General features: G+C 74.8%; 9 protein-coding genes. 6 read left to right on the forward strand and 3 right to left on the reverse strand.

What is annotated here, in order from left to right; genetic code table 11:
* Positions 1-115: 115 nt before the first annotated feature.
* Both ACGFS9_RS24945 and ACGFS9_RS24950 read right to left on the reverse strand, forming a co-directional pair.
* Positions 116-3,088, reverse strand: a complete 2,973-nt coding sequence (locus ACGFS9_RS24945; RefSeq protein ID WP_393256300.1) for a helix-turn-helix transcriptional regulator — start codon at positions 3,086-3,088, stop codon at positions 116-118.
* 233 nt (positions 3,089-3,321) lie between these two features.
* Positions 3,322-4,614 (reverse strand): PucR family transcriptional regulator, encoded by a 1,293-nt coding sequence (locus ACGFS9_RS24950; protein WP_393256302.1) that lies wholly within the window; start codon positions 4,612-4,614, stop codon positions 3,322-3,324.
* 164 nt (positions 4,615-4,778) lie between these two features.
* Between ACGFS9_RS24950 and ACGFS9_RS24955 the strand changes: the two genes are divergently transcribed.
* From ACGFS9_RS24955 to ACGFS9_RS24970, 4 genes are all read left to right on the forward strand, one after another.
* Positions 4,779-5,705, forward strand: a complete 927-nt coding sequence (locus ACGFS9_RS24955; RefSeq protein ID WP_393256303.1) for a proline dehydrogenase family protein — start codon at positions 4,779-4,781, stop codon at positions 5,703-5,705.
* 198 nt (positions 5,706-5,903) lie between these two features.
* The gene (gene pruA, locus ACGFS9_RS24960; RefSeq protein WP_393256305.1) at positions 5,904-7,535 is read left to right on the forward strand and encodes an L-glutamate gamma-semialdehyde dehydrogenase; all 1,632 of its coding nucleotides are present in this window, start codon (positions 5,904-5,906) and stop codon (positions 7,533-7,535) included.
* 141 nt (positions 7,536-7,676) lie between these two features.
* Positions 7,677-8,219: a GNAT family N-acetyltransferase gene (locus tag ACGFS9_RS24965; protein ID WP_393256306.1), complete on the forward strand. Its 543-nt coding sequence runs from the start codon at positions 7,677-7,679 to the stop codon at positions 8,217-8,219.
* A gap of 341 nt (positions 8,220-8,560) precedes the next feature.
* Complete coding sequence (locus ACGFS9_RS24970) at positions 8,561-8,692, forward strand: hypothetical protein (protein ID WP_393256308.1); 132 nt, start codon at positions 8,561-8,563, stop codon at positions 8,690-8,692.
* 137 nt (positions 8,693-8,829) lie between these two features.
* On the opposite strand, the gene ACGFS9_RS24975 is transcribed toward ACGFS9_RS24970, so the two are convergent.
* Positions 8,830-10,425, reverse strand: coding sequence for a purple acid phosphatase family protein (locus tag ACGFS9_RS24975; protein WP_393256309.1), 1,596 nt, complete (start codon positions 10,423-10,425; stop codon positions 8,830-8,832).
* Between the two features lie 142 nt (positions 10,426-10,567).
* Here ACGFS9_RS24975 and ACGFS9_RS24980 point away from each other — a divergent pair, with 142 nt between their 5' ends.
* Positions 10,568-11,611, forward strand: a complete 1,044-nt coding sequence (locus ACGFS9_RS24980) for a 3-isopropylmalate dehydrogenase (RefSeq protein ID WP_393256310.1) — start codon at positions 10,568-10,570, stop codon at positions 11,609-11,611.
* A gap of 269 nt (positions 11,612-11,880) precedes the next feature.
* The gene (locus tag ACGFS9_RS24985) at positions 11,881-12,969 is read left to right on the forward strand and encodes a branched-chain amino acid aminotransferase (protein ID WP_393256311.1); all 1,089 of its coding nucleotides are present in this window, start codon (positions 11,881-11,883) and stop codon (positions 12,967-12,969) included.
* The last annotated feature ends 346 nt before the right edge of the window (positions 12,970-13,315 follow it).

Here is a 13,315-nt window from a genome sequence, read left to right on the forward strand (position 1 = left end):
CGGCTCCCGGGCGGAGCCCGCCGCGCCGATGCCGCACAGCGGCCGAGGGCCGGGTCACCCGTCGGGTGACCCGGCCCTCGCGCGTCCGCCCGGCCGGTCCGGGACCGGCCGCGCCTCAGGCCGACGCGGTCGCCTCCGGCTCGATCAGCCCCTCGCGGTAGGCGATGGCCACGGCCTCGGTCCGGCTCGCGGCGCCCAGCTTGGCGAGGATGTTCGACACGTGGACGCTCGCCGTCTTGCCGCTGATGAACAGCTCCTCGCCGATCTGCCGGTTGGTGCGCCCGCGGCCGAGCAGCCGCAGCACGTCGCTCTCCCGGGCGGTCAGCGCCGCGATGCGGTCCCCGGCCGCCGCGCCGGAGAGACGGCCGCGCCGGACGAGGGCGTCCAGTGCCTCCCGCAGCGGTACCGCGCCCAGCCGCACGGCGGTCTCCCGGGCCGCGCGGGCCTGTTCGGCTGCCTCCTCGCGCCGGTCGGCGACGAGCAGGGCCTCGGCGAGCCGTCTGCGGCAGCGCGCCAGCTCGTAGGGGTCGCCGTAGCCGAACGCGTCGACCGCCCGCTCCCAGGCGTCGACGTCGGGGCCGGCGGCGGCCCGCACCCCCTCGGCCTCGGCACGGGCCAGCCAGGCCAGCCCCTCGGGCCCCTGCCGGGTGCCGTCCTCGCCCCGGCCGGCCGTGCTCCGGGCCAGCTCGACCAGGTCACCGGCGGTCTCCGCCCAGCGTCCGGCCGCCGCGGCGTCGCCGGACAGGCGGGACTGCTCGGCCGCGTCCGCGACGGCCGCGAGCGTGAGCGCGGCGAGCCGCACCGCCGCGTCGGGACGGTCCGCGCCCGAGGCGTCCGAGAGCGCCTCCATCGCCGCGCGCATCCGGCGGACCGCGTCCTCGGCGTCGCCGTGCAGCGCGGCCGCGTCGGTCAGCACCACGCTCGCGACCAGGGTCGCCATCCAGTCGAAGGGGCGGTCGAGCAGGGCCCGGGCCCCGGCGGCGGCGACGTCGTACTCCCCGCGTCCCAGGGCCACGTACAGCGCGGGTCCGGTCGTGAACCCGCCCGCCGCCGGGAGGAGTTCGGCGTTCTCGGCGGCAGACCGCGCGCACTCGTCCCAGCGGCCGAGCGTGTAGAGGAGAAGGGACTGGAGGTAGCGCAGCTCCATCGCGTACGGGGAGGAGAGGAGGCCGCCGCGGCGGGCGCGGTCGAGGCCGTCGACGATCCAGGTCAGGCACTCGTCCAGGTCGCCGGACTCGTAGCAGCCGATGGCCAGGTTGAACAGGGCGCGCATCTCCACCGGGAGGTTCCCGGCGGCGCGCGACAGCTCGCGTGCCCGGCGCAGCCGGTCCCGGCCCGGTCCGGTCCGCCGGTTGTGGGGCTCCATGCCGACCAGCGAGATCATCAGGTCGGCCCGGGCGTCGCCCAGGCGCAGCGTCTCGGCGATCTCCAGCGCCTGCCGGCCGACCCGTTCGGCGTCCTCGTCGCGCCCCACGTACCGCGCGGCCATCACGTGGGTGGCCGCCGCCCACACCCAGGTGGGGGAGGGGGGCTCGGCGGGGATCAGCGCGAGCGCCTCGCTGCTGTACGTGAAGGCGTCCTTCAGGCTGTCGATCCGCATCAGGTTGCCCGCGAGGGTGTAGCGCACCCGCGCGGCGAGTTCGGAGTCGGTGTCGGCTCCGGCCCGGGCGAGCGCCGAGCGGGTGCGCTGGACCGCGCGATGAGGGTCACCGGCGTGCGCGGCGGCGGCCGAGGCGCGCAGGGTGAGGCCGACGGTGCCGCCGGTGCGGGGGCGGGCGGACTCCTCCACCGACGCCCACAGGTCGAGCGCCGTCTCCAGGTGACGCAGTTCCTCGGCGGGAGCGCCCACGCGGTGGGCGTGGTCGGCGGCTTCGAGGGAGGCGGCCAGCGCGTCGGCGAGGTCGTGGCTCTCCCGCGAGTGGTGGGCCCGCTCCGCCGCGCTCCCGGGAGAGCGGCCCTGCGCGGCGAGGAGCCGGGCGAACAGCCCGTGCAGCCGGACCCGTTCGCCCGGCAGCAGGTCCGCAAGGACGGCCTCGCGGGTGAGGGCGTGCCGGAACGCGTAGGCCCCGTCGTCGCCGGGCACCAGGAGCTGCCGCCCGACCGCCTCCCGCAGCGCCGACTCCAGTTCCTCCTCGGGCAGCTGGACGGCGTCCCGCAGCAGCTCGTGTCCGACACGGCGCCCCGCGACGGCCGCCGTGCGCAGCACCTGCTGGGCCGTCTCGGACAGCTGCTCGATCCGGATGAGGAGCAGGTCGGCGAGGCCGCCGGGCAGCGCGGGGGAACCGGGGCCGTCGTCGCCCGGCAGCGCGGCGAGCAGCTCCTCCGCGTAGAAGGCGTTTCCCTCGGCGCCCTCGACGACCCGGCGGACCGTCCGGTCGGACACCGGGCCGGTGTGCAGCGCGCGGACCAGCCGGGCCACGTCGGCGTCGGCCAGCGGGCGCAGCTCCAGCCGGTCCACGGCGGGCAGCCGGATCAGCTCCGCGAGCAGCGGCCGCAAGGGGTGGCGGCGGTGCAGGTCGTCGGCGCGGTAGGAGGCGAGGACGGCGATGCGGCGGGGCGGGCCACCGGGGGAGGGCCGCTGGAGGACACCCCGGCTGAGCAGGAAGCGGAGCAGGTCGCGGGAGGACTGGTCCGCCCAGTGCAGGTCCTCCAGGACGAGCAGCAGCGGGGTCAGGTCGGCGAGGTCGGCGAGGAGCCCCGCGACGCCCTCGAAGAGCTGGAGGCGGCTGCCGGGGTCGGGAGCGGTGTCGTCGCCGGTCGTCCGGCCGGTCAGCCGGTCCACCGCGGGGTGGGCGGCGAAGGCCGGCGCGAGCCGGTCGTCCGCGGCGGCGGCGCCGAGGATCTCGGTGAACGGCAGGTACGGCAGGCCCACGTCGCCGAGGTCCACGCAGTGGCCGGTCAGCACGGTCATGCCGGCTGCCGCGGCGTGCGCGGCGGCCTCCGTCAGGGTGCGGGTCTTGCCCACTCCGGCGTCCCCGGCGAGCAGGACGGCGCGCGGGTCGCCCGCGGTGGCCCGCTCCAGCACGCCGGTGAGCCGGGCGAGTTCGTCCTCCCGGCCGATGAACGGCGTGCCGCTTGTCTGTCCCACGTGCCCATCCTGGCACGCCCCGCCGACAGCGCCGGGTGAGTTTCCCGTGCCGTCCGGCGGCTGCCCGCGGCCACGCCGCGCGGGGGCCGGAGCCGCCGGTCCGCCCCCGGCGCGCGGGCGGGCGCCCTCCGGCGCGGAGCCGGCGGGCGCGTGCGGCTGCGTGCGGCTGCGGTGGCACGTCGACCCGGACTCGGCGGCGAACGCCCGCGACCCGGCCGAGGGGCCGCGGCCGGTCATCGCGGGGGTGGCGGAGGCGGGGAGCCGAGCGCGTCCCGCAGCCGTGCCCCCTTCAGCGCCATGTGCAGCAGCAGGCGGTCCTCGCCGTCGTCCAGGTCGAGGCCGGTGAGCCGTTCGACGCGGGACAGCCGGTAGTAGAGGGTCTGGCGGTGGATGCCCAGCTCGGCCGCGGTGCGGCCCGCCTGGCCCGCCAGGTCGAGGAACACCTCCGCGGTGCGGGCGAGTTCGCGGTGGGCGGGGGCCAGCAGCGTCCGCACGACGGGATCGTGGGCCGCCTCCGGGGGCAGCGCGGTGAGCAGCCGGAACGGCCCGATGGCGGCCCATTCGGCGACCGGCCCCAGCCGGGGTTCGGCCAGCACCGCCCGGGCGGCCGAGGCCGCCTCCCGCCAGGCCGCTCCCAGCTCGCCGAGCCCGCCGCGCGCGGCGGAGACCCCGGCCGCGGCCCGGCTCGCCGGAGAGGGCCCGCCGGTGCCGCCACCGCCCGTACCGGCCCCCGCGGCCTCGCCGCGCCCGGCCCCCGCCTCCCGGACGAACCGGCCCGCCGCGGTCAGCGCCGGCGTCAGGACCTCCGGTGAACGCAGCCGGACCAGCAGCGCCAGACTCTGCCCGGCGGCACCCCAGGGGAGGGTGCACAGCGCGGTCGCGCCGGGCACGGTGCGCGCCGAGGGGGCGTCGTCCGGGTCGGCCGACGGCCAGGGCGCGACGCACACCACCGTGTGCGGGCCCTCGCCGCGCGCCCCGAGCGCCGTCCGCAGCTCGGCCACGGCCATGTCCTGCTGCCAGCCGCGCTCGGCGGTCAGCACCGCCCGCAGCTCCCGGGTCAGGTCGGCGCCCGCCTGGGCCTCGTCCGCGAGGAGGGCCCCGATGCGCGACGTCACCTGCATGGCCGCCGCCAGCTGGGCGTCGCCGGGACCCGGGTCGTCGTCGAGCAGCCACACGTAGCCGAGGACGACACCCCGATGGCGGACCGGAAGGCAGATCCGCCCCCGGTGCACGCCCGCCTCCGGGGTCCGCGGGATGCGGACCGGGCCGGTGGCGCGGGTGATGCCGAACCCCTCGAACCAGGTCCGGACCGCGGTGGTGGAGCGGCGGGTCAGGATCGACCGGGTGCGCACCGGGTCCAGGGCCGACGCGTCGAGGTCGCCCTCACTGTCGTACGCCCCGAACGCGATCAGCTCGAAATCACGGTTCTCCAGCGTCGCGGGGACGCCGAGGAGCGCCGAGATCTCGTCGACGAGCTCCTGGTAGTCGCCTCTGTGGTCACCGCTCACCCCGGCATTCTCCCGCATGTCCGCGGGTCCCTCATACAGATGTCTGAGATCCGGGGAACGGATGCGTGACAGGTGTCGATGGCCCACGATCGAAGAGATCCCTAGGTTTCACGGTGGTTCTCCGTGCCGTACCCGAAGCGTCGGGATGCGGCCTCCCGCTGTCCTTGTTGTGGAGGTGCCCCGTGCTGGGTCCCGTGATTCTCGCCGCCTCGCGCAGCGACAGGATGCGCCGCCTGATCTCGGCCGCCCCGGTGACCAAGCCGGTCGTCGACCGCTTCATCCCCGGCGAGACCGTCGACCAGGTCGTCCCGATCATCGAGGACCTCACGGCCAAGGGCCTGGAACTGACCATGGACGTCGTCGGCGAGGACATCACGACGCCCGAGCAGGCCGCCGCCGCCCGGGACGCCTACCTGGCGCTCGTGGACCGCCTGAAGGAGCTGGACCTCGGCACCCGCGCCGAGATGTCCGTCAAGCTGTCCATGTTCGGCCAGGCGCTGGAGGGCGGCCACGAACTGGCTCTCGCCAACGTCCGCCCGGTCGTCGAGGCCGCCGCCGCCATCGGCACCACGGTGACGCTGGACGCCGAGGACCACACCACCCTCGACTCGATGTTCGCCATCCACGAGGAACTGCGGAAGGACTTCCCGCAGACCGGCTGCGTGATCCAGGCCTACCTGTTCCGCACCGAGGCCGACGCCCGCCGCCTCGCCGCGAACGGCAGCCGCGTCCGGCTGGTGAAGGGCGCCTACAAGGAGCCGGCCGAGGTCGCCTACCAGCAGAAGGCCGAGACCGACAAGGCGTACGTGCGCATCCTGGGAATCCTGATGGAGGGCGAGGGGTACCCGATGATCGGGTCCCACGACCCGCGGATCATCTCCATCGCACAGGAGCTCGCCCGCCGCGCCGGGCGCAAACTGGACGAGTACGAGTTCCAGATGCTCTACGGCATCCGCAGCGACGAGCACCTGCGGCTCGCCGCGGAGGGCCACCGCATGCGGGTCTACACCGCGTACGGCACCGACTGGTACGGCTACTTCATGCGGCGCCTCGCGGAGAAGCCGGCGAACCTGCGCTTCTTCGCCCGTTCGGTCCTCACCAAGGGCTGACGGACGACAGCCGCACGGGCCGCGGGCCGGGGTCCGGAGGCCGTCCCCCCCCGGGGAGCCGCGGCACGCGGCGCCTCGCGGAGCAGCCGGCGGACCCGCCGTTCTTCGCCCGTCCGGTCCTCACCGAGGGCCGGTGACCGCCCGGCCCGGTGGCCCGACAACCGAAACACCCGCCCGACTCAAGGAGTTACGGAACCCATGGACGCTGTGACCCAGGTCCCCGCCCCCGTCAACGAGCCGGTGCACGGCTACGCCCCCGGCTCGCCCGAGCGCGCCCGGCTGGAGGCCAAGCTCAAGGAGCTGGCCGAGAACCCGATCGAGCTGTCGATGACCATCGGCGGCGAGAAGCGGCTCGGCGGCGGTGAGCGCTTCGAGGTCGTGCAGCCGCACAACCACAAGGCCGTCATCGGTACCGGCGCGCACGCCACCCGGCAGGACGCGCAGGACGCGATCGACGCCGCCCTCGCCGCGGCCCCGGCCTGGCGCGCGATGGCCTTCGACGACCGGGCGGCGATCATCCTGCGCGCCGCCGAACTGCTGGCCGGCCCCTGGCGCGAGACGCTGGCCGCCTCGACGATGCTCGGCCAGTCGAAGACCGCCCAGCAGGCCGAGATCGACACGCCCTGCGAGCTCGTCGACTTCTGGCGCTTCAACGTCAAGTACGCCCGCGACCTGCTGGCCGAGCAGCCGCCGGCCAACTCCCCGGGCGTCTGGAACCGTCTGGACCACCGTCCGCTGGAGGGCTTCGTCTACGCGATCACGCCCTTCAACTTCACGGCGATCGCGGGCAACCTCCCCACCGCCCCGGCGCTCATGGGCAACGTCGTCGTCTGGAAGCCGTCCCCGACGCAGACCCACGCCGCCGTGCTGCTGATGCAGCTCCTGGAGGAGGCCGGCCTGCCCAAGGGCGTCATCAACCTCGTCACCGGTGACGGCATCGAGGTCTCCGAGATCGCCCTGGTCCACCGCGACCTCGCCGGCATCCACTTCACCGGCTCGACCAAGACCTTCCAGTACCTGTGGAAGACGGTCGGCAACAACATCGAGAAGTACCGCGCCTACCCGCGCCTCGTCGGCGAGACCGGCGGCAAGGACTTCCTCGTCGCCCACCCGTCCGCCGACCGCGCCGTCCTCAAGACCGCCCTGACCCGCGGTGCCTTCGAGTACCAGGGCCAGAAGTGCTCGGCGACCTCGCGCGCCTACATCCCGGCCTCCATCTGGAACTCCGGCTTCAAGGAGGAGTTCGCGGCCGAGGTCGACTACCTGACCATGGGTGACGTCACCGACCTGTCGAACTTCATGGGCGCCGTCATCGACGAGCGCGCGTTCGCCAAGAACAAGGCGGCCATCGACCGCGCCACGTCCGACCCGGCCTGCACGATCGTCGCGGGCGGCTCGTACGACGACTCCGTCGGCTACTTCGTCCGCCCGACCGTCGTCGAGTGCTCGGACCCGGAGAACGAGGTCTTCAAGACCGAGTACTTCGGCCCGTTCCTCGCCGTGCACGTCTACGAGGACGACGCCTACGACGCCATGCTGACCCAGATGGAGTCGGCGTCCGACTACGCGCTCACCGGCTCCGTCGTCGCGGGCGACCGCGCCGCCGCCGCGTACACGATGGACAAGCTCCGCTACGCGGCGGGCAACTTCTACATCAACGACAAGTCGACCGGCGCCGTCGTCGGCCAGCAGCCCTTCGGCGGCGGCCGCGCCTCCGGCACCAACGACAAGGCGGGCGCCCCGCAGAACCTGATGCGCTGGACGCTGACCCGCGCCATCAAGGAGACGCTGGTCCCGCCGACCGACTACGGCTACCCGCACATGGGCTGACGGCCCGCACCGGCTCCGCCCCCGCCCACGGTCTCCCCCGTCCGTGGACGGGGGCGGTTTCCATGACGCCGTCCGGACCCGGCGCCGCCGTACCCCGCCACGCCGGGGGTCCCCGCGGCGCGCCGCGTGAATACTGGCCGCATGGCCATCCGACTGCGGACCGCCCCCACCGCGGACCTCGCCCCCGCCGAACTCCGCGCCGCCCGCGCCCTCCTGGAGAACGCCTTCGAGGGCGACTTCGGGGCCGAGGACTGGGACCACGCCCTCGGCGGCCTGCATGTCCTCGTCCACGACGACCGCGGTCTCGCCGCGCACGGCTCGGTCGTGCAGCGGCGCGTCCTGCACGGCGGCCGCTCGCTGCGCGTCGGCTACGTGGAGGCGGTCGGCGTCCGCGCCGACGCGCGCCGCGCGGGGCTCGGCGGCGCGGTCATGGCCGAACTGGAGCGGCTCGTCGAGGGCGGCTACCGGCTCGGCGCGCTCTCCGCGAGCGAGGACGGCGCCGCCCTCTACGCCGCACGCGGCTGGCGGCCCTGGACGGGCCGTGTGGCCGTCCTCGCCCCGGACGGCGTGGTCCGGCTGCCCGGCGAGGAGGGCACCACCTACCTCCGCGCCGGCGCCGCCCTCGGCCCCCTCGACCCCGCGCACGACCTCGTCTTCGACTGGCGCGACGGCGACGTGCTCTGACCGTCCCGATGCCGTCCCGGCGGGTTCGGCCGGGAGCGGGGGCCCGGCCGGCCGCACCCGCCGGACGGTGTCGCCCCTGGTGGGAGCGGTGTGCGGAGGCCCGCCGTCTCAGATAGTAGGAAGTCCGAGTAATGGTGGAGACAGATGCCCGGTCCTCGCCTAGCTTGGTAGGAGCCGAACGCATCGCTCGACCCAGCGAATGGCGGTCGTGAGCCGGAGCCCCCTGGCAGGCAACCCCTGCGGCACCGCTCCCCGCCCCTTCCGGCGTCTCGTAAAGACCTCACCGCACTTCCGGAACGCCCCCGCGCGGGCTCGCCCGGAAGCAAAGGAGTCGATTCATCATGGCCGAGACGACCGTCCGCCGAGTCCGTCACCACTCTCGTTCGAGCAGCGAGTCCGACCGCAAGAACGCCGCCGCCGCGCTCCAGCGCGCCCTCGACCGCAGGGACAACGGCGGCGAAGCGGGTCACTGAGACCCGCCGCCCCGACCGGGAGCCGCCCGCCGGAGGTGCGGTGCGCGGGAAGCCGCGCGCCGCACCCCGGACCCCTGTCCGCGGACCGTCCGGCCCGTTCCGTGCGCGTCGCCGCCGGTCGCCGGCCTCCGCCGCGGTCAGGTTCCGCGCCGCACCACGAAGTGGTCGATCCGCTCACCGCTCTGCGTGAGCGCCGACACCGTGAGCCGCGACGCGGGTGCGGGCTCCGCCTCCACCGAGAGGAAGGAGTAGCCCGTGTACCGCACCCGCGACCACTCGACCGTGTCCGGCCTCCGCTTCCTCGACGCCGTCCAGTGGAAGGTCTCGACGGACTCGCGGTCCCGCACCTTCCCCTCGTGGCTGTCCCGCACCCCGGCGGGGAACCGGTACAGGCTCTTGCCCGCCCCGCCCGCCGTGACGTAGACGACGCCGTCGCGGGTCGGGTCGGTGGTGGCGCCGACGGGCACCCGCCGCCCCACCGCTCCGCCCCTGAGCGCGTCGGTCCGCTCGTACACGTGGTTGTGGCCGTTGATCACCAGGTCCACCCGGTACCGGTCGAAGAGCGGCACCCAGGCGTCCCGCACCCCGCCGTCGGAGGCGTGCGTCGCCGTGGAGTACGCGCAGTGGTGGAAGAAGACCACGACGAAGTCGACCTGCCCGCGCAGTTCCCGCAGCCGCCGCTCCAGCCAGGCGGTCTGCCGCCCCTGCGTGTACCCCTTGTTCGCCGGGATCTCGTACGACACGTCGTTGGCGTCCAGCGCGACGACACCGACGTTGCCGTAGACGAACGAGTAGACGCCCGGCGCCCGCCGCGGGTCGAAGCCGTTGTCCGGCAGCGACCAGCGCGCCGACTGGCCGCCGTAGCCGTCCGGCGAGTACCACGCCTCCATGTCGTGGTTGCCGGTCGTCACCATCCACGGCACCGACCGCGCGACCGTCTCGGTCTGACCGAGGAACAGGTCCCAGGCGGCCGGGTCGTAGAGGTCCGACTCCCGGCCGTGGCCGACGCCGTCCGCGTAGGCGATGTCCCCGGCGTGCAGGTGGAATGCCGGGCCCCGCCCGAGCAGCGCCCGGTCGTTCGCCAGCGCGTCCGGGGTGACGCCCTGGTCGCCGAAGGCGGTGAAGACGAACCGCTCGGGCCGCGCGGGCGCGGTGCGGAAGCCGGCGATGCCCGCGCGGTGCTCCCGGTCCGCCGGGTCGTACCCCTCGTGGCCGACGCCGTAGTAGTACGTGGTCCCCGGGCGCAGCCCGTCGAGCGCCGCGTGCAGGTAGTACTGGTCGAGCGCGGGCCGCCGTCCGGCCACGCCCGGCGTGTGCAGGTCGCGGACCTCCGCCTCGATGCGCCGGCTCAGCGACCAGGGGGTCGGGCCCACCCGGACGAACGGCTTCCGCACCGCGGACGGCACCTGCCAGGAGATGCGCATCCGGGTGCGCGGGTCCGCGCCGAAGGCCAGATGCCGCCCGAACGGGACGGCCGCGGACCCCGGGACGCGGCCGGTGGCGGGCCGCGGCGTCGCACCGGCCGAGGGCGCGCGGCCTCCGCCGCCACCGCAGCCCGCCAGCAGCCCACCGCCCGCGAAGGCGCTCGCCGCCACCAGCGCGCGGCGCCGGCTGAGCCGCGTCCGCAGGTACTCGTACTGCTCCGCCATGCTCAGCGAGTCCGCGAGCGCGGACGGGATGCCGACATCGGGGACGGGGCGCTCGGCGGGAGACACCCGGGAGGAAGCGGTCATGCCTGGAAAGTTCCCAGCGCGCGCCAACGGCCGTCGTACGTACGGGTGAACACGGATCGAAGCGTGGGCGTGCGCCGGACGGCTCGTGTCCGAATGGCGGACATCGTGTGTCATCCCATGGGACAAGGAGTACGGTGCCGTCATGTCTCGCAGCATCGATCTCGCAGTGATCCCCGGTGACGGCATCGGCCAGGAAGTCGTGGCCCAGGGCCTCAAAGTCCTCTCCGCCGTCCTTCCGCAGGACGTGAAGCTGGAGACCCGGGAGTTCGACTTCGGCGCCCGGCGCTACCACGCCACCGGTGAGACCCTCACCGACGCCGACCTCGACGCCCTCCGGCGGCACGACGCCATCCTGCTCGGCGCGATCGGCGACCCGTCGGTGCCCTCCGGCGTCCTGGAGCGCGGCTTCCTGCTCAAGCTCCGCTTCGCCTTCGACCACCACGTCAACCTGCGCCCGTCGAAGCTCCTCCCCGGTGTCGAGACTCCGCTGGCCGGGCAGCCCGAGATCGACTTCGTCGTGGTCCGCGAGGGCACCGAGGGCCCGTACACGGGCAACGGCGGCACCATCCGCAAGGGCACCCCGCACGAGGTCGCCACCGAGGTCTCCGTCAACACGGCGTACGGCGTCGAGCGGGTCGTCCGGGACGCCTTCGCGCGGGCCCAGGCCCGCCCGCGCAAGAAGCTGACGCTGGTCCACAAGAACAACGTGCTGACCTTCGCCGGCCATCTGTGGACGGACGTCTTCAACCGGGTGGCGGCGGACTTCCCCGAGGTCACCACCGACTACATCCACGTCGACGCGGCGACGATCTTCCTCGTCACCCAGCCCGAGCGCTTCGACGTGATCGTCACCGACAACCTCTTCGGCGACATCATCACCGACCTGGCCGCGGCCGTGTCCGGCGGCATCGGCGTCGCCGCCTCCGGCAACATCAACCCGAGCGGCGAGTTCCCCTCGATGTTCGAGCCCGTGCACGGCTCCGCGCCGGACATCGCGGGCCAGGGCAAGGCCGACCCGAGCGCCACCGTCCTGTCCGTCGCCCTCCTGCTGCGCCACCTCGGCTACGAGTCCGAGGCCGCCCGCATCGAGGAGGCCGTCTCCGCCGACCTCGCCGAGCGCGTGGGCCGGCCCGCCCGCAGCACCGAGGAGATCGGCGACGCGCTGGCCGTACGCGTGGCCGGCTGACCCGCCGCACCGCTCACCTCCGGTGAACGCCGCCGGGTCGCATCCGCACCCGGCGGCTTTCGCCGTGCCCTCACCGGGTGCCACCATCAGTCCCCTGGGTCCTCCTTCGGGCCGCGCGACCACGCCGTTGTCCCCACGGTCCTCCGCTGGGCGATAATCGAACGCGGAGCCGCGGAATGAGGGAATGCTCGGACGTCCTACCACTGGCCACTGGCAGTGCGGGCGTGAGCGCGGCCCGTCACATCCAACCGGTGAAGGACAAACCACTCATGACGCAGCCCACGATCGAGCTCAAGCCGTCCGCCGGCCCGCTCTCCGCCGCCGAGCGCGAGGCGATCCTGGCCAACCCGGGGTTCGGCCGCCACTTCACCGATCACATGGTGACGATCAAGTGGACGGAGGGCCGAGGCTGGCACGACGGCCAGCTCGTGCCGTACGGACCGCTCTCCCTGGACCCGGCGAACATGACCCTGCACTACGCGCAGGAGATCTTCGAGGGGCTGAAGGCGTACCGCCAGCCCGACGGCTCGGTCGCGATGTTCCGCCCCGACAAGAACGCCCGCCGCTTCCAGGCGTCCGCCCGCCGCCTCGGCATGCCGGAGCTGCCGGTCGAGACCTTCATCGAGGCGTGTGACGCGCTGGTCCGCCAGGACCGCGACTGGGTCCCGGCGCACGGCGGCGAGGAGTCCCTCTACCTGCGCCCGTTCATGATCGCCACCGAGGTGGGGCTCGGCGTGAAGCCGGCCAACGAGTACCTGTTCCTCGTCATCGCCTCGCCGGCCGGCGCCTACTTCGCGGGCGGCGTGAAGCCCGTGTCGATCTGGCTCTCCGAGGACCGCGTCCGCGCCGTCCCCGGCGGCATGGGCGACGCGAAGACCGGCGGCAACTACGCCGCGTCGCTCCTGGCCCAGGCCGAGGCGGCGGCGAAGGGCTGCGACCAGGTCTGCTACCTCGACGCGGTCGAGCACCGGTGGATCGAGGAGCTCGGCGGCATGAACCTGTACTTCGTGTACGGGGACCGGATCGTCACCCCGTCCCTCACCGGATCGATCCTGGAGGGCGTCACCCGCGACTCGCTGCTGACCGTCGCCCGGGACCTCGGCTACACCGCCGAGGAGGGCCGGGTCTCCATCGACCAGTGGCAGGCCGACGCCGAGAACGGCAGCCTCACCGAGGTCTTCGCGTGCGGCACCGCCGCCGTCATCACCCCGGTCGGCACGGTCAAGCGCACCGGCGTCGAGTGGAAGCAGTCGGGCGGCGAGCCCGGCGCGGTCACCCTCCGGCTCCGCGAGGCGCTGCTCGACGTCCAGCGCGGCATCACCGCGGACACCCACGGCTGGATGCACCGCCTGGGCTGACCGCCCGCCCCGGTCCCGTCGGACCGACCCGCACCGCCACCCGGGCCCCCGCCCGGTCGCCCGCCCGCGCGGGGACCGGAGGGGGCCCGGGGGCGTCCGGGGCCGGCGCCGCGCGGGCGCACCGGGCCCGCCGGGCGTTCGACGGCGGCGGGACGCGGGCGGGCCCCGGAGGCCGAAACGCCGGCGCCGGGCCCCGGGGCGGGAGCGGGCCCCGGACCCGGACGCCGTCCGGACGCCGAGGCGCCGGCTGCGCGCCCTGGGACGGGAGAGGGGGGGGGCCCCCCCCCCCCCGGGGGGGGCCCCCCCCCCCCCCCCCCCCCCCCCCGCGGGCCGCCCCGCGGGGCGC

It is taken from the genome of Streptomyces sp. NPDC048566 (assembly GCF_043199735.1).
In the GTDB taxonomy this organism is placed as follows: Bacteria; Actinomycetota; Actinomycetes; order Streptomycetales; family Streptomycetaceae; genus Streptomyces.

Excerpts from the sequence above, each read along its gene's own strand:
- ACGFS9_RS24985 (WP_393256311.1), top strand. The coding sequence starts at position 11,881 with ATGACGCAGCCCACGATCGAGCTCAAGCCGTCCGCCGGCCCGCTCTCC.
- ACGFS9_RS24950 (WP_393256302.1), bottom strand. The coding sequence starts at position 4,614 with ATGCGGGAGAATGCCGGGGTGAGCGGTGACCACAGAGGCGACTACCAG.
- ACGFS9_RS24980 (WP_393256310.1), top strand. The coding sequence starts at position 10,568 with ATGTCTCGCAGCATCGATCTCGCAGTGATCCCCGGTGACGGCATCGGC.
- ACGFS9_RS24975 (WP_393256309.1), bottom strand. The coding sequence starts at position 10,425 with ATGACCGCTTCCTCCCGGGTGTCTCCCGCCGAGCGCCCCGTCCCCGAT.
- ACGFS9_RS24970 (WP_393256308.1), top strand. The coding sequence starts at position 8,561 with ATGGCCGAGACGACCGTCCGCCGAGTCCGTCACCACTCTCGTTCGAGC.
- pruA (WP_393256305.1), top strand. The coding sequence starts at position 5,904 with ATGGACGCTGTGACCCAGGTCCCCGCCCCCGTCAACGAGCCGGTGCAC.
- ACGFS9_RS24965 (WP_393256306.1), top strand. The coding sequence starts at position 7,677 with ATGGCCATCCGACTGCGGACCGCCCCCACCGCGGACCTCGCCCCCGCC.